At 73.3% G+C, this 14884-nt stretch carries 15 protein-coding genes; 7 read left to right on the forward strand and 8 right to left on the reverse strand.

Going from position 1 to position 14884, the window contains the following annotated elements; genetic code table 11:
• Positions 1-72: 72 nt before the first annotated feature.
• From FVA95_RS04150 to FVA95_RS04160, 3 genes are all read left to right on the forward strand, one after another.
• Complete coding sequence (locus FVA95_RS04150) at positions 73-399, forward strand: L-rhamnose mutarotase (protein WP_368667297.1); 327 nt, start codon at positions 73-75, stop codon at positions 397-399.
• Between the two features lie 38 nt (positions 400-437).
• Positions 438-1763 (forward strand): MFS transporter, encoded by a 1326-nt coding sequence (locus tag FVA95_RS04155; RefSeq protein ID WP_149663017.1) that lies wholly within the window; start codon positions 438-440, stop codon positions 1761-1763.
• A gap of 196 nt (positions 1764-1959) precedes the next feature.
• Positions 1960-2949 carry a LacI family DNA-binding transcriptional regulator gene (locus FVA95_RS04160; protein ID WP_149663018.1) on the forward strand — a complete coding sequence of 330 codons (990 nt, stop codon included), beginning with the start codon at positions 1960-1962 and terminating at the stop codon, positions 2947-2949.
• A gap of 22 nt (positions 2950-2971) precedes the next feature.
• Here the strand turns inward: FVA95_RS04160 and FVA95_RS04165 are convergent, their stop codons facing one another.
• Both FVA95_RS04165 and FVA95_RS04170 read right to left on the reverse strand, forming a co-directional pair.
• Positions 2972-3478 carry a hypothetical protein gene (locus FVA95_RS04165; protein ID WP_149663019.1) on the reverse strand — a complete coding sequence of 169 codons (507 nt, stop codon included), beginning with the start codon at positions 3476-3478 and terminating at the stop codon, positions 2972-2974.
• 22 nt (positions 3479-3500) lie between these two features.
• Positions 3501-4937: a wax ester/triacylglycerol synthase family O-acyltransferase gene (locus tag FVA95_RS04170; protein ID WP_149663020.1), complete on the reverse strand. Its 1437-nt coding sequence runs from the start codon at positions 4935-4937 to the stop codon at positions 3501-3503.
• Between FVA95_RS04170 and FVA95_RS04175 the strand changes: the two genes are divergently transcribed.
• Genes FVA95_RS04175 through FVA95_RS04185 form a run of 3 tightly spaced genes read left to right on the forward strand, consistent with a single transcriptional unit; the run spans position 4936 to position 7295 of the window.
• Positions 4936-5730 carry an RNA methyltransferase gene (locus FVA95_RS04175; protein WP_075310372.1) on the forward strand — a complete coding sequence of 265 codons (795 nt, stop codon included), beginning with the start codon at positions 4936-4938 and terminating at the stop codon, positions 5728-5730. The genes FVA95_RS04170 and FVA95_RS04175 overlap by 2 nt on opposite strands.
• 22 nt (positions 5731-5752) lie before the next feature.
• Entirely contained in the window at positions 5753-7024 is a 1272-nt protein-coding gene (locus FVA95_RS04180; protein WP_149663021.1) for an alpha-hydroxy acid oxidase, read from the forward strand.
• A 19-nt stretch (positions 7025-7043) separates the two neighbouring features.
• On the forward strand, positions 7044-7295 hold the full coding sequence (locus tag FVA95_RS04185; RefSeq protein ID WP_020622727.1) for an antitoxin: 252 nt from the start codon (positions 7044-7046) through the stop codon (positions 7293-7295).
• Positions 7296-7421: 126 nt separating this feature from the next.
• Here FVA95_RS04185 and FVA95_RS04190 read toward each other — a convergent pair whose 3' ends face one another.
• The 4 genes from FVA95_RS04190 to FVA95_RS04205 all read right to left on the reverse strand — a co-directional run bounded on the left by FVA95_RS04190 (position 7422) and on the right by FVA95_RS04205 (position 10207).
• Entirely contained in the window at positions 7422-7826 is a 405-nt protein-coding gene (locus FVA95_RS04190) for an HAD-IA family hydrolase (protein ID WP_240051261.1), read from the reverse strand.
• 113 nt (positions 7827-7939) lie between these two features.
• Positions 7940-8704, reverse strand: a complete 765-nt coding sequence (locus FVA95_RS04195) for an ABC transporter permease (protein ID WP_149663022.1) — start codon at positions 8702-8704, stop codon at positions 7940-7942.
• A complete protein-coding gene (locus FVA95_RS04200) occupies positions 8701-9687 on the reverse strand; it encodes an ABC transporter ATP-binding protein (RefSeq protein WP_149663023.1) in 987 nt (328 codons plus the stop codon). Before FVA95_RS04200 ends, FVA95_RS04195 begins: the two co-directional genes overlap by 4 nt.
• 16 nt (positions 9688-9703) lie before the next feature.
• On the reverse strand, positions 9704-10207 hold the full coding sequence (locus FVA95_RS04205; protein WP_149663024.1) for a MarR family winged helix-turn-helix transcriptional regulator: 504 nt from the start codon (positions 10205-10207) through the stop codon (positions 9704-9706).
• Positions 10208-10464: 257 nt separating this feature from the next.
• Between FVA95_RS04205 and FVA95_RS04210 the strand changes: the two genes are divergently transcribed.
• Positions 10465-11091, forward strand: coding sequence for an Rv3235 family protein (locus FVA95_RS04210; protein ID WP_149663025.1), 627 nt, complete (start codon positions 10465-10467; stop codon positions 11089-11091).
• Between the two features lie 51 nt (positions 11092-11142).
• Here the strand turns inward: FVA95_RS04210 and secA are convergent, their stop codons facing one another.
• Both secA and hpf read right to left on the reverse strand, forming a co-directional pair.
• Complete coding sequence (gene secA / locus FVA95_RS04215) at positions 11143-13968, reverse strand: preprotein translocase subunit SecA (RefSeq protein WP_368667298.1); 2826 nt, start codon at positions 13966-13968, stop codon at positions 11143-11145.
• Positions 13969-14179: 211 nt separating this feature from the next.
• Positions 14180-14839, reverse strand: coding sequence for a ribosome hibernation-promoting factor, HPF/YfiA family (gene hpf / locus FVA95_RS04220; protein ID WP_020622735.1), 660 nt, complete (start codon positions 14837-14839; stop codon positions 14180-14182).
• Positions 14840-14884 lie beyond the last annotated feature (45 nt).

Consider the following 14884-nt stretch of genomic DNA (forward strand, 5'->3'; position numbering starts at 1 on the left):
TGCGCTGTGTCACACTGCGCCGACCGCGGGGGTGAAACGGTTCATTATTGCGGCGGATCGAGGGGGATTCCGGTGGCCGAGCGCGTGTGCTTCCTGATGCACCTGCGGCCCGAGCGGGTCGACGAGTACCTGACCGCACACCGCGAGGTGTGGCCGGAGATGCTCGACGCCCTGCGCCGGCACGGCTGGCGGGACTACTCGCTGTTCGTGAAGCCCGAGGCCGCACTCGTCGTCGGCGTAGTCGTCTGCGACGACTTCGCGGCCGCACTGGCCGGCATGGACGGCGAGCCGGTCAACGCGCGCTGGCAGGCCGCGATGGCCCCCCTCGTCTCCACCGGCGACGGCGCCCGCCCCGACCAGGGACTGGACCGTCTCACCGAGTACTTCCACCTCGACTGACCCCGACCCACCTTCCGACCCCTGAGAGGGCTGCGACGATGCGAATCGGAAGCACGAGCACCACTGGATGGAAGGCGACGGCCGCCGTCGCCATGTCCAACTACATCGAGGCCGGTGCGATCATCGCCATCGCCACCAGCCTCTCCCTGTGGCAGGACGCCTTCGGCATCGACGACTTCGCCGTCGGACTGCTCGCCGCGTTCAGTGCCAACGCCTTCGGCGCGGCCATCGGAGCCGCGATCGGCGGCCCGCTCTGCGACCGCTACGGCCGCAAGTTCATCTACACCTACGACCTCGTGGTGTTCATGGTCGGCGTCCTGATCGCGACGTTCGCGGTCAGCTTCCCGATGCTGCTCGCCGCGTTCCTGATCACCGGCATCGCCGTCGGAGCGGGTGTCCCGGCGTCGTGGACCTACATCGCCGAGGAGGCACCCGCACACCAGCGCGCCAAGCACGTCGGCGCGGCCCAGCTCGCGTGGTCCGCCGGCCCGGTCGTGGGGTTCCTGCTCGCCGTGGTGCTCACCGCCCCGCTCGGGCTGCTCGGGGCGCGCCTGGTCTTCTTCCACCTGTTCCTGGTGGCGGCCGTGGTCTGGTGGATCCGGCGGGGCCTGAGCGAGTCGACGCTGTGGAAGGCCGCCCGTGCCTCCGAGGGCGGCACACCGGCGCCGCGCCGCGGCCTGCGGGAGCTGTTCTCGCGCGGCACCAACATCAAGGCCCTCGCCTTCCTGTTCGGCATCTACGGGTTCTGGGGGATCGTGGCCGGCCAGATGGGCATCTTCATGCCCCGCGTCTACGAGACCGCCGGTGTCCAGAGCGAGGTCGAGCAGAACCTGCTCCAGGTGCTCCTCTGGACGTGCACGCTGCTCGCGACCTACTTCGGCTTCCAGCGCTATGCCGACCGGATGAGCCGTCGGACGTTGTACGTCCTCGGCGCGGTGCTGGGGGTGTTCGCGTGGGTCCTGCTGGTCTTCGCCGACGCGACGCTGCCCGTGCTGCTCCTCTTCGCGGTCTCCTGGGGCGTGTCCGCGGGAATCGGCGCCCAGGCGTTCTACGCGCTGTGGACCAGCGAGCTCTTCGCCACGCCGTACCGGGCCAGCGCCCAGGGCGTGCTGTTCTTCGCGGCGCGTGTGTCGATCGGTCTCCTGAGCTACTTCTTCCCGGTCATGCTCGCCACGAGCGGTGTCCCCGCGGTCGGGCTGCTGATGATCGGGCTGCTCCTGCTGTCGCTGGTGGTCGGCGCGGTCTGGTCGCCCGACACCCGCGGGAAGACGCTGACCCAGCTCGAGATCGAGCGCTACGGCGAGGTCCTCTCCGACACCGTCGCCCGGCCCGCCACGGACCGCGCCGGATCCCCCGGCGCGTGACCGGGCCCGCTCCGGGCCGGTGGGCTCGCCTGCGGCCCGGAGCCGTGCGGCCGTGAGTTCCGTGAGGTCGGCCGCGGCCCCCGGGTCGGGACCGCTGCCCGTGCACGGTGACCCTTCTCGCCCCGGTGGGTGCGGAGGGTCACCGTGCACGACGGCTACCGTGGGCGGGTACCCCAGGTCGGCCGGAGGGTGGTCCGTGGCCAGCATCAAGGACGTCGCGCGTCTGGCCGGCGTCTCGCTCGGCACGGTCAGCAACGTCCTGAACCGGCCCGAGCGGGTCGGCGCGGAGCGCCGGGCACGGGTCGAGCGGGCCATCGAGGAGCTCGGGTTCGTGCGCAGCGAGCCGGCCCGGCAGCTGCGCGCCGGGATGAGCCGCACCGTGGCCGTCGTCGTCCTCGACGTCACCAACCCGTTCTTCGGCGAGATCGTCGAGGGCGCGGAGGAGGTCGCCGAGGCCCATCACGCGCAGGTGGTGGTCTGCAACAGCGCCGGCGACCCCGCGCGGGAGGCCCGCCACCTCGACCGGCTCCTGCAGCAGCAGGTCGGCGGCATCCTGCTCTCCCCGGTGCACGAGGTCGCCGGCGCCGCCCAGCTCGCGTCACGCCGGTCCCGCCCGCCGGTGGTGTTCGTCGACCGGGTGCCCTCGGGGTCGGGGTTCGCCTCGGTCGCCGTCGACGACGTCCGAGGTGGCGCCCTGGTCGGGGAGCTGCTCAGCGACACCCGGCACGAACGCATCGCCTTCGCCGGTGGTCCGTCGGGGTTGCGCCAGGTCGTCGACCGGCTGCACGGGTTGCGGTCGGCGTTCCGCGGCCGCGAGCCGGTGCACGTGATCGACGTCGACGAGCTCACCATCCGGACCGGTGCGCGCGTCCTGGACGACCTGCTCGCGCTGCCGGCCGCGACGCGCCCGACCGCGGTGTTCTGTGCCAACGACCTGCTGGCCATCGGGGTGCTCAACGCCTGCGTGCGCCGCGGCGTCGCCGTCCCGGACGAGCTGTCGGTCGTCGGCTACGACGACATCTCCTTCGCCGAGACCGCGAGCGTCCCGCTCACGACCGTCGCCCAGCCAGCGCGCCGGCTCGGGGTCGAGGCCGCGCAGCTGCTGCTCGGCGGCGAGCAGCGCAGCGTCGTGTTCTCCCCCGAGCTGGTGGTGCGCTCCTCCACCCGACCCGCACCCGCAGGCTGAGGACTCGGAGGACCCGGAGGACTCAGCCCAGCTCGACCAGGAACGGCAGCTCGGTGCCGTCGTACCAGGCCAGCTCGTGGTCCTCGGCCTCGCCGACGAGGAACTCGGCGTCCATGTCGCCCAGGTCGGCCTTGTCGACCGCACCGGCCGCCTCCCGGACGGCGTGCTCGGCCTCCGGCAGGTCGACGTGCACGGCGGCGATCTTCGACAGCGGCACCGGGCCGGTCACCCGGACCGCGCCGTCGTCGAGGTCGGGGCGCAGGGTGACGTCGTCGGTGTCGGCGGACACCACGACCCGGCGGGCGGGGGTGTCGTTCTCGCCCAGGCCGAACTCGACCGAGAGCAGCCGCAGCGACGCCCGCGCCGCCTCGTTCATCGCGGCGTACTCGAGCTCCTCGTCGTCACCCGCGGTGTAGGACTCGCGCAGCTTCGGGGTGAGCGCGAAAGCGGTGCCGCCGAGCGGCTCGAAGTTCCCGGTCTTCACGGCGCGGGCCAGCATCGGCCAGGTTGCGGGGAGGTAGATCCTCAACGGTGCTCTCCTCTGACGGGGCTCACCCCGACTGTCGCAGTGTCTCGAGGAGCTCCTCGAGCGACTCGTCCACCATCCCGGCCAGTACGTCCAGGTCGCCCATGGCGTCCCGGTCCCCGTTCAGGCCGTAGTAGACACCGCCGTCGTAGCTGGTCAGGCCGATGGAGACGGCCTGACCCTTCGCCAGCGGGACCACCGGGAACATCTCCAGCATCCGCGCCCCGGCCGCGTAGAGCGGGAACTGCGGCCCGGGGACGTTGGTGACGACCAGGTTGAAGAAGTGCCGCGCCATCCCGTTCGCGGCGCGGGCACCGACGGCGTGCAGCGTCGGCGGGGCGAACCCGCCGATCCGGACCAGGGTGTCGGCACCGACGGCGTCGCCGGTGTCGGTGTGCTCGCGCATCTGGTGGGTGACCTGGTGCAGCCGCACCAGCGGGCTCGGCTCGCCGACCGGCAGGTCCACCAGGAACGAGGCCACCCGGTTCCCGAGCGACCCGCCGGCCGCCGAGCTGGGCACGTCGCCCTCGCCGCGCACCGACAACGGCACCAGCGCCCGCACCGACGACGACCCGGCGACCGGCTCGCCGCGTGACATCAGCCAGGTCCGCAGGGCACCGGCGATCACGGCGAGCACCACGTCGTTGACGTCGCAGCCGTAGGCGGCGCGGACCTTGCGGTAGTCCTCCAGGTCGGTGCGGGCCAGCGCGAACCGGCGCTGGGTGGAGATCTCGGCGTTCAGCGGCAGCCCTGGCGCGCGACGACCCGCGGTCCGGGCCATGTTCAGGACCTTGCCCGCGGCCCCGGCGAGCTTGCCGACGGTGGCCAGCGCGTCCCCCGCGGCGACCCGGACGTTGTCCACGATCTCGGTGGGGCGGGTGACGGCCTCGGAGATCGCGTCGAGCACCAGCTGCCCGTCGGTCGGCTCCGGGCGCGGCATCCACAGCTCGTCCGGGGTGGCCCGTGGCTCGGCGGAGACGTCGAGGATGACCTGGCCGATGTCGATCGCGGAGATCCCGTCGACCATCGCCTGGTGGGTCTTGGTGAGGATCGCGACCCGGCCGGTGCCGCCGTCCCCGGCGGGGCCGAGACCCTCGATGAGGTACATCTCCCACAGCGGACGGGTGTGGTCCAGCGGCCGGGACATCAGCCGTCCGACCAGGTCGGTCAGCTGGTCCTCGCTGCCCGGACGGGGCAGCGCGGAGCGCCGCACGTGGTAGGCGATGTCGAACTCCGGGTCGTCCACCCACACCGGACGCGCGAGGTTGACCGGGACGTGGCGCACCTTCTGCCGGTAGCGCGGCACCAGCGCGATCCGCTGCTCGATCAGCTCGACCAGGCGGTCGTAGTCGAACCCGTCGTCCGCGCGCTCGAAGACGGCGACCCCGCCGACGTGCATCGGGGTGGTCGCCTCCTCCAGGTACAGGAAGGACGCGTCGAGTGCGGAGAGCCGGGACGGCATGGCCGCGATCCTACGTGCGACGCTTCTCCCCGTGAGCGATGCAGGTGCGGTCTCCCCGAAGGACCGGTTCATCACGGTCTACGGCCGCAAGCCCGTCCTGGAGGCACTGGCCGACCCCGACCTGGAGGTCGACAAGGTCGTGCTGGCCGACACGGTGCGCGGTGGCGGCGAGCGCGAGATCACCGCGGCCGCCCGTGACCGCGGGGTGCCGGTGCAGCGCGCGACCGCGCAGCGGGTGAAGGTGCTGGCCGGCAACGGGCGCCACGACCAGGGTGTGCTGGCCGACGTCGTCGCCCCGCGGATGTCGCCGCTGGAGCACTTCCTGTCCGATCTGGGCACCCGGCGGCCGGCGTCGGTGCTGGTCCTCGACGCCGTCACCAACCCGTCGAACGTCGGGATGATCCTGCGCAGCGCGACGGCCGCCGGTCTGGACGGCGTGCTCCTGCCCCGCCGCGGGGTGCCCGCCATCGACCCGCTGGTGATCAAGGCATCGGCCGGGGTGGCGTTCGCCGCGCCCGTGCTGCGCTGCGCCACCGCCGCCGAGGGCGTCGACCTCATGCACGCGGCCGGGTTCGGCGTGTTCGGGCTCGACGCCGGCGGCGACTCGCTGCTGGAGGCGTCGCTCCCACCCCGGGTCGCCCTGGTGCTGGGCAACGAGACCGACGGCCTGACCGAGGACGTCCGCTCCCGGCTCGACGGGATCCTCTCGCTGCCGATGTACGGCGGGGTCGAGTCGCTCAACGTCGCCTCCGCCGGTGCCGTCGCCGCCTACGAGCTGCTGCGCCGACGCTGAGTGGTCACCTAGTGTCGGGGCGATGGTGCGCCGTCGCATTCCCCGCCCGTCCGAGCTCGCGCCGCTGCTGCAGCCCGCCCCGTTCACCCTGGACCGCACGGCGGCCCGGCTGGCCCGCGCGTCGCGCATCGGGGACCTGCGCGAGCTGGCCCGGCGGCGGGCGCCGCGGGCGGTGTTCGACTACACCGACGGGGCGGCCGAGGACGAGGTGAGCCTGCGCCGGGCCCGTGAGGTGTGGGCCTCGGTGGAGTTCTCGCCGACCGTGCTCACCGACGTCTCCCGGGTGGACACCGGCCGGGACGTCCTCGGCGGGCGCTCGTCGCTGCCGTTCGCGCTGGCCCCGACCGGCTTCACCCGCATGATGCACACCGAGGGCGAGCGCGCGGTCGCCGCCGTCGCCGCCCGGGCCGGGATCCCCTACGCCCTCTCGACCATGGGCTCCACGACGATCGAGGGCGTCGCGCAGGCAGGGCGCGGCGGGCGGCACTGGTTCCAGCTCTACCTGTGGCGCGACCGCTCGGTCGCCCACGAGCTCGTCTCCCGGGCACGGGAGGCCGGCTACGACACGCTGCTGCTCACCGTGGACACCCCGGTCGGCGGCAACCGGCGCCGCGACGCCCGCAACGGCCTGTCCATTCCGCCCGCGCTGTCGCTGCGGACCCTCGTCGACGGCGCCCGGCACCCCCGCTGGTGGTTCGACCTGCTCACCACTGAGCCACTGACGTTCGAGTCGCTCGCCGCGGGCGGCGGCAGCCCGTACGAGGTGATCAACCGGGTGTTCGACCCGGCCCTGACCCTCGACGACGTCACGTGGCTGCGCGGCGCCTGGCCCGGGAAGCTGGTGGTCAAGGGCGTCCAGTCGGTCACCGACGCCCGCCGCGTCACCGACGCGGGCGCCGACGGCGTGCTGCTGTCCAACCACGGCGGGCGCCAGCTGGACCGCGCCCCGGTGCCCGCCGAGCTCATCGAGCCGGTGGTGCAGGAGCTGGGCGACGACGCGGAGGTCCTGGTGGACACCGGGATCACCCACGGCGGCGACGTCGTCGCGGCGGTCGCGCTCGGCGCCCGCGCGGCGCTGGTCGGCCGCGCCTACCTGTACGGGCTGATGGCCGGGGGCGAGGCCGGGGTGGCGCGCGCCGTGGAGATCCTGCGGGCCGAGGTGGAGCGCACGATGCAGCTGCTCGGCGTCACCCGGGTCGACGACCTCCGCCCGGAGCACGCACGGCTCCGCTCGTCGACCAGCGGCCACCACCACCCGAACGAGCGACGCCCCGGCGCTGCGCCCCGGCGCTGACCGGGCCAGCATGGGGCGCATGGGTTTCCTGGACAAGGCCAAGGAACTGCTCGGCCAGCACGACGACAAGGTCGACCAGGCGCTGAACAAGGCCGGTGACGCGGCGAAGCAGAAGTACGCCGGTCACGACGGCCAGATCGACGCGGCGACGAAGTTCGCCCGGGAGAAGACCGGCACCGGCGACACCACCGCCCAGCAGCCGGGCCCGGACGGGCAGGCCCCGCCGCCGCCCGCGCCGGGTGAGGCCCCGCCGCCGCCTCCGCAGCAGTAGGGCTCCGCAGCAGTAAGCAGAGCACGACCGACCCGGCCGACCGCCGGGCCGCCCACGAGGCGCCGTCCGCTCACCGCGGGCGGCGCCTCCGCACGTCGCGCCCCGGCCGGCCCGGTCCCGGGCGGCTCAGCCCCGGGCGGGGACCCCGAGCAGGACCTCCAGCTCGCCGAGGGTGGTCTGGGCGCCGGTGTGCCGCACCCCGACCGCCCCGGCAGCGGCGGCGCCGCGCACACACGCCCCCATGTCGTCGACGACGACGCAGTCCCCCGCGGGCAGGCCCAGCTCCGCCGCGACGGCGGCGAAGGAGTCGGGACTCGGCTTCCGGGCACCGCGGACCGCGCCGAGCAGCACCGTGCCGAACGCCGCGGCGACCTCGTCGGGCACCGCGTGCGCGCCGGAGAACAGCGCGGTGCGGATCCCCGCCGCCGCGGCGCGACGGGCGTAGGCGAGCAGCAGGGCACCGTCGGCGGGGTCGTCGAGGACACCGCCGTAGTCGACGATCAGGCCGCGCAGGGGCCGGGTGTCCGCCACCCGACCGACGGTACCGAGTGTCGCGGCCGCCCGGGGCCCTCGCTCAGTGCTGTCGCTCCGCCGCTCGACCGCCGCGGCTCAGTGCCGCCGCTCCGCCGCTCGACCGCCGCGGCTCAGTCCAGCGCGCGGCGCAGGAAGCCGCGGATCCCCAGCAGGGTGAACAGCACGATCGCCGCCATCGGGACGAGCACGCACACCCACAGCGGGATGTGCGGGACCTGCGGCACCAGCGACGCGCGGATCCCCTCGCTGACGTAGGTCAGCGGGTTGAGCGCCGACAGCACCTGGAACCAGCGCAGGTCCGCCAGCGTGAGCCACGGGTACTGCACCGAGCCGGTGAACAGCAGCGGCGTGAAGATCACCGCGAACAGGATGTTGATCCGCCGCGGCGGCACCGCGGTGCCGATGGTCAGCCCCATCGCCGCACCGAGCAGGCTCCCGAGCACCACCATCAGCAGCGCGGGCGCCAGCCCGTCGACCGGCCACCGGATGTCGATCATCAGGAAGCCGATGGGCACCATCAGCAGGCTGGCCAGCAGGCCGCGCAGCCCCGCAAAGACGATCTTCTCGACGGCGACGGCCCACACCGGCATCGGCGCGAGCAGCCGGTCGTCGATCTCCCGGGTCCAGGACAGCTCGAACACCAGCGGCAGCGTCACCGCCTGCAGGGCGCCGAACATCGCGTTCAGCGCGATCAGACCCGGCAGCATGATCTGCCCGTACTCGGGCGCGACGAAGCCGCCGCGGCCGAGGACCACGACGAACACCAGCAGGAAGAAGAACGGCTGCACCAGCGTCTGGGCGAGGAACGACGGCAGCTCCCGACCGGTGACGAACAGGTCGCGACGCAGCACCGCCAGGAAGGCGCGCCCGGTCATCGGAGGTCCCTCCCGGTCAGGTCGATGAACACGTCCTCCAGCGTCGCCTGCCCCAGGCTGACGTCGCGGACCGTGGCACCGTGCCTGCCGAGCAGGTCGACGGCCGGTGCGAGCAACGCCGCCGGCTCCCCGGTGACCGACAGCCGGAACGCCGTCGCGGTGCCGCTCTCCCCCGGACCGCGGCCCGGCGGGGTCTCGGCGCGGGCGACACCGCCCAGCCCGGCCAGCGCCGCCCGCAGCGTCTCCGCCGCACCGGGGCCGTGGTCGGCGACGATCTCCACCGTCGCGCTCCCCGGCAGCGACCGGACCAGCGCGTCCGGGGTGTCCAGGGCGAGCAGCCTGCCGTGGTCGACGATCCCGATCCGGTCCGACAGCTTGTGCGCCTCGTCCATGTCGTGGGTGGTCAGCACGACGGTCACGCCCTCGGCGCGCAGGCCACCGATCTGGTCGTGGACGAACAGCCGAGCCTGCGGGTCCAGGCCGGTGGAGGGCTCGTCGAGGAACAGCACCTCCGGCCGGTGCATGAGTCCGCGGGCGATCATGACGCGTTGGGCCTGACCGCCGGAGAGGTCGTCGGCGACCGCCTTCGCCTTGTCGGTCAGCCCCATCCGCTCCAGCAGCTCGTCGGCGCGGCGGTTGCGCTCGACCCGACCGACACCGTGGTAGGCGGCGTGGAAGATCAGGTTGTCGCGGACGCCGAGGGACCGGTCCAGGTTCTGGCGCTGCGGGACGACGGCCAGCTTCGCGCAGACGGCGACGGCGTCGGCGCGCACGTCGAGACCGGCGACCCGGGCCGTGCCCGAGGTCGGCACCACGCGGGTCGTGAGCACGCCGACGGTCGTGGTCTTCCCGGCGCCGTTGGGGCCGAGCAGCCCGAACACCTCGCCCTCGGCCACCGAGAACGACAGGCCGTCGACGGCGTTGCCCTTCGCCTTCGGATACCGCTTCACCAGGTCGACCACCTCGACCGCGGTCCGCCCCATCGCACTCCCCTGCCGATCACGTCGCGTCGGACCGATCCTGCTCCAGGTCGACGATCACCGCGACCAGATAGTCGCGGACGGCGGCGTCGAGTCCGTCCGGTGGTTCCCGCAGCCACGGCCCGCGACCGTCCGGACGGGCGGCGCGCCACCGGTCCCGTCCGGCGTCGGTGAGCGCGACGAGCCGGACCCGCCGGTCGGCCGGGTCGCCGCGGCGGGCCACCGATCCGGCCGCCTCCAGCGCGTCGACGACCGGGGTCAGGCTGGTCGGGGCGACCCCGACCCGGGCCGCGAGCTCGCGCTGGGCGAGCCCGCCGCACCGCTGCAGCACGTCGAGGACGGCGAACCCGGTGACGCCGAGGCCGTGCGATCCGGTCCGCCGGCGACGTTCGGCGAGCACCGCCGCCCCGGCCCGGACGACGAGGTCGGCCAGCGACTCCGCGGGGCCCTCCATTGGATCGGGCGCGGCGACGAGACGGGGCGGGGTGAGATCGATCCGTCCCGGTGGGCGGGGTGCAGGCATCGCGGGAGGGTAGGACGGGGCCGGGCCCGGCGGGCGCGGTCGGGCGGAGCCGGTCGCGTTCGTGAACACCGCCCGGCGTCGCCGTGGTGGGCCACGCACGGCCGCACCCACACCGACGGATCAGGCGCGGCCCGACCCACCCGCCGGATCACGCTGGTCCGGATCGTGCGGAGCCGGATCATGCGGAGCCGGACGGTCCGGTGGCGGACGCGGGCCGGTTCCCGCCGTGGTGTCGGGGCGCGCCGCAGTCTGACGCCGTGACCACGACGACGACCGACACCGCCCGCCCCGGGGCCGCCGAGGAGCCGGCGCCGGCCCTGCCGTCCGGACCTCCACCGCTCCTGGCCCGCACGCCCGCCGACGTGCCCGAACCGCTCGCGCCGGGGGTCGTCGTCGTGCTGCCCGGTGGCTTCCGGATGTCCTCCGGACCGGCGCCCGCACCGCGCGAGGCGGTCCGCCCCTCCCCGGTGCCGACGGTGCCCGAGGACGTCTCCCCGGCCGACCTCGCCCGGGTACGGGCCCCGGCCACCGGGATCATCCGGCTGCTGACCGAGGTGCTCGCCGGGCGTCGCCCGCCGGAGGGGGTCGCGGCCGTCACCACCCCGGCGGTGCGTCGCTACCTGACCGCGGCCCGGTTCGTGCACTCGGGCCACCGGTCCCGTGGCCTCTCGGGCGCCGGTGGACGGGCCGGTGCCCCCGGCTGCGGGCGTCCGGGCGGACCGACCGCGCGCCGGGTGCCGCGGGTGCACGTGGGCCTGCCCCGGCCGGACGTGGCCGAGGTCTGCGCGACCGTCACCGTCGCCGGGCGGGTACGTGCCCTGGCGCTGCGGCTCGACCGCACACCGGACGGCCGGTGGCTCGCCACCGCCGTCCGGCTCGTGTGAGACCCGCGCGGGATGCCCGCCCGTGCGAGGTCCGCCGGACGGCGCACGGTCTCAGCGCCGCCGGCGGGCCTTCTCCGCGCGACGCCGCTCGGCGCGGTTGACGCCCTCGTCGCCGTTCGGGGAGGCCCCGTTGCCGCGGGCCGGCACCTGGCGGCGGCCGGTACGACCGGTTCCCGGGGCGGCCGCTCCGCCGTCACCGCGACGCGCGACCCCGCCGTCCTCACCCGGACCGCTGTACTGCAGGTTCTGCGGCGGGCTGGTGCGGAACAGGTTCGGCAGGACCACGGTGGACTCGGCGGGGTCCTCGGCCGGGACCCGGCGCACGACCGGGATCTCGGTCGTCTCCGGCTCGGCCTCCTGGACGGGCGCGGCCGGCTGCTGCACCTGGACGACGACGTTGAACAGGTGCCCGATCGTCTCCTCCTTGATGCCCTCGAGCATCGCGGAGAACATGTCGAATCCCTCGCGCTGGTACTCGATCACCGGGTCGCGCTGGGCCATCGCCCGCAGCCCGATGCCCTCCTTGAGGTAGTCCATCTCGTAGAGGTGCTCGCGCCACTTGCGGTCGATGACCTGCATCAGGACCTGGCGCTCGAGCTCGCGCATGCCGCCCTGCGGGCCGATGAGCGCGTCGATCTCGGCCTCACGCCGGGCGTAGGCGGCCTCGGCGTCGGCGAGGATGACCCGCTCGAGCTCCTCGGCCGACAGGTCGTCGATGTCCTCGGCGACGGTGCGCCAGTCGAGCTGGATCGGGTACAGACCCTTGACCGCCGTCCACAGCTTCTCGAGGTCCCAGTCCTCGGAGTAGCCCTCGGCGGTGGCCCCGACGACGTAGGCGTGGATCACGTCCTCGAGCATGTTGCGGGTCTGGCGCTGCACGTCCTCGCCGTCGAGGACCCGGCGGCGCTCGTCGTAGATGACCTTGCGCTGCTGGTTGAGGACCTCGTCGTACTTGAGGACGTTCTTGCGGATCTCGAAGTTCTGCTGCTCGACCTGGGTCTGCGCGCTGCGGATCGCGCGGGTGACCATCCCCGCCTCGATCGGCACGTCGTCCGGCAGGTTGAACCGGTTCATGATCGACTCGACGACCTGGCCGTTGAAGCGGCGCATCAGCTCGTCGCCCAGGGACAGGTAGAAGCGGGACTCGCCCGGGTCGCCCTGGCGGCCGGAGCGGCCGCGCAGCTGGTTGTCGATGCGCCGGGACTCGTGGCGCTCGGTGCCGAGCACGTAGAGACCGCCCGCGGCGCGGACCTCGTCGGCCTCGGCCTTGACCTGCTTGCGCATGCGGTCGAGGACCGCGTCCCACGCGGCCTCGTACTGCTCACGGGTCTCGACCGGGTCCAGCCCCTGGCTGCGCAGCTCCAGGTCGGCGAGGAACTCGGGGTTGCCACCGAGCATGATGTCGGTGCCGCGACCGGCCATGTTCGTCGCGACGGTGACGGCACCCGCGTGCCCGGCCTGGGCGATGATCTGCGCCTCACGCGCGTGGTTCTTGGCGTTGAGCACCTCGTGCGGCACGCCGCGGCGCAGCAGCAGCTTCGACAGGTACTCGGACTTCTCGACGCTCGTCGTGCCGATCAGGACCGGCTGGCCCTTCTCGTGCTTCTCGGCGATGTCGTCGGCGACCGCCTCGAACTTCGCGGGCTCGGTCTTGTAGATCAGGTCGGACTGGTCGACGCGCACCCGCGGGCGGTTCGGCGGGATCGAGACGACCGACATCTTGTAGATCTCGTGCAGCTCGGCGGCCTCGGTCTGGGCCGTACCGGTCATGCCGGCGAGCTTGTCGTAGAGCCGGAAGAAGTTCTGCAGCGTGATCGTCGCCAGGGTCTGGTTCTCCGGCTTGATCTCGACGCCTTCCTTGGCCTCGATCGCCTGGTGCATGCCCTCGTTGTAGCGACGACCGGCGAGCACCCGGCCGGTGAACTCGTCGACGATCAGGACCTCACCGTCGTTGACGATGTAGTCCTTGTCCTTCTTGAACAGCTCCTTGGCCTTGACCGCGTTGTTGAGGTAGCCGACCAGCGGGGTGTTCGCGGACTCGTAGAGGTTGTCGATGCCGAGCTGGTCCTCGATCAGCGCGACACCCTCCTCGGTGATGCCGACGGTGCGCTTGCGCTCGTCGACCTCGTAGTGGATGTCCTTGGACAGCATCGGCGCGAGGCGCGCGAACTCCTGGTACCAGCGGGCACTCTGCTCGGCCGGACCGGAGATGATCAGCGGGGTGCGGGCCTCGTCGATGAGGATCGAGTCCGCCTCGTCGACGATGGCGAAGTTGTGCCCGCGCTGGACCATGTCGGCGGTGTTCCACGCCATGTTGTCGCGCAGGTAATCGAAGCCGAACTCGTTGTTCGTGCCGTAGGTGACGTCGCAGGCGTACTGCTCGCGGCGCTGCGCCGGGGTCATCTCCGACAGGATCACGCCGACGGTGAGACCCAGCCAGCGGTGGATGCGGCCCATGGTCTCGGAGTCGCGCTTGGCGAGGTAGTCGTTCGTGGTGACCACGTGCACGCCGTCGCCGGGCAGTGCGTTGAGGTAGACGGCCAGCGTCGAGGTCAGGGTCTTGCCCTCACCGGTGCCCATCTCGGCCACGTTGCCCATGTGCAGTGCGCCGGCACCCATCAGCTGCACGGTGAACGGGCGCTGGCCCAGCGTGCGCTGTGCGGCCTCGCGCACCGTGGCGAAGGCCTCGGGCAGCAGGTCGTCGAGCGACTCGCCGTCGGCGTGGCGACGACGGAACTCGTCGGTCTTGGCGCGCAGCTGGGTGTCGGTGAGGCCCTCGAACTCGGGCTCCAGTCCGTCGATGTGCGCGGCGATCTTCGCGAGCCGCTTCACCAGCTTGGTCTCGCCGGCCCGGAGGAGTCGACTCAGGAAGGGCACTGCCGACCTCATTCACGTCGCGGTCAGGACACGGGGCCTCCCACCACGGTCTCCGCGCCGCGTCCCGGCGCCTCGGACGGCACCGGCGCGGCGCCGGCGCCGCACGGCGGACCGACCCCGCCGACCATGGTACGGGCACCCGGGCGATGGCCCGCGCCGCGGCGGGGAGGCGCTTCCCGCCGCGGTACGGGGCACCGTCGGGCGCGGGTGCTCAGCCGTCGAGCCGGATCACGCCGTAGTCGTAGCCGCGGCGGCGGTAGACGACCGAGGCACGGCCGGTCTCGCTGCAGGAGAACATGTAGAAGTCGTGGCCGACGAGCTCCATCCGCGACAGCGCCTCGTCGACGCTCATCGGCGTGGCCGGGTGGGACTTCTCGCGGACGATGCGGCCGGGCCGGTACTCGGCCTCCCACTGCTCCTCGAGGCGGGCCAGCTCGTCGTCGGTCAGGGACTCGTCGTGGCTGCGCGGTGCGGGAATGGTGTCGGTCATGGGAGGGGCCGCTTCCATCAGCGCGACGGCCGAGGCGTCGGCGGCGGCGCGGGAGGCGGCGACGCGGTCGCGGCGGCTGGGCTTGCGACGGTCGTGGGAGCGGCGCAGCCGTTCGGCGAGCTTGCCGACGGCCAGGTCGAGTGCGGCGTAGAAGTCGGCGGCGGAGGCCTCGGCGCGGGCGACCGCTCCGCAGCCGCCACGTCCGGTGATCTCGACGCGCTGGCAGGACTTCTGCTGACGGCGGTTCGGCTCGTGGAAGAGCTCCACCTCCATTCCGACGATCTTGTGGTCGTGGCGCTCCAGGCGGCTCAACTTGTCCTGGACCAGGCCACGGAAGTGCTCCGGCACCTCGACGTTGCGGCCGGTGACGACGATCTCCACTCGAACATCCCTCGCTTCAGTCGTGCTGAACCCGGGACCCGACGA

The organism is Pseudonocardia sp. EV170527-09 (genome assembly GCF_008369905.1).
GTDB lineage: Bacteria > Actinomycetota > Actinomycetes > Mycobacteriales > Pseudonocardiaceae > Pseudonocardia.

Bases quoted from the DNA above. Each gene is read 5' to 3' on its own strand.
- FVA95_RS04155 (WP_149663017.1), top strand. From the start codon at position 438: ATGCGAATCGGAAGCACGAGCACCACTGGATGGAAGGCGACGGCCGCC.
- FVA95_RS04175 (WP_075310372.1), top strand. From the start codon at position 4,936: ATGGCCGCGATCCTACGTGCGACGCTTCTCCCCGTGAGCGATGCAGGT.
- FVA95_RS04170 (WP_149663020.1), bottom strand. From the start codon at position 4,937: ATGCCGTCCCGGCTCTCCGCACTCGACGCGTCCTTCCTGTACCTGGAG.
- FVA95_RS04180 (WP_149663021.1), top strand. From the start codon at position 5,753: ATGGTGCGCCGTCGCATTCCCCGCCCGTCCGAGCTCGCGCCGCTGCTG.
- FVA95_RS04185 (WP_020622727.1), top strand. From the start codon at position 7,044: ATGGGTTTCCTGGACAAGGCCAAGGAACTGCTCGGCCAGCACGACGAC.
- FVA95_RS04195 (WP_149663022.1), bottom strand. From the start codon at position 8,704: ATGACCGGGCGCGCCTTCCTGGCGGTGCTGCGTCGCGACCTGTTCGTC.
- FVA95_RS04200 (WP_149663023.1), bottom strand. From the start codon at position 9,687: ATGGGGCGGACCGCGGTCGAGGTGGTCGACCTGGTGAAGCGGTATCCG.
- FVA95_RS04205 (WP_149663024.1), bottom strand. From the start codon at position 10,207: ATGCCTGCACCCCGCCCACCGGGACGGATCGATCTCACCCCGCCCCGT.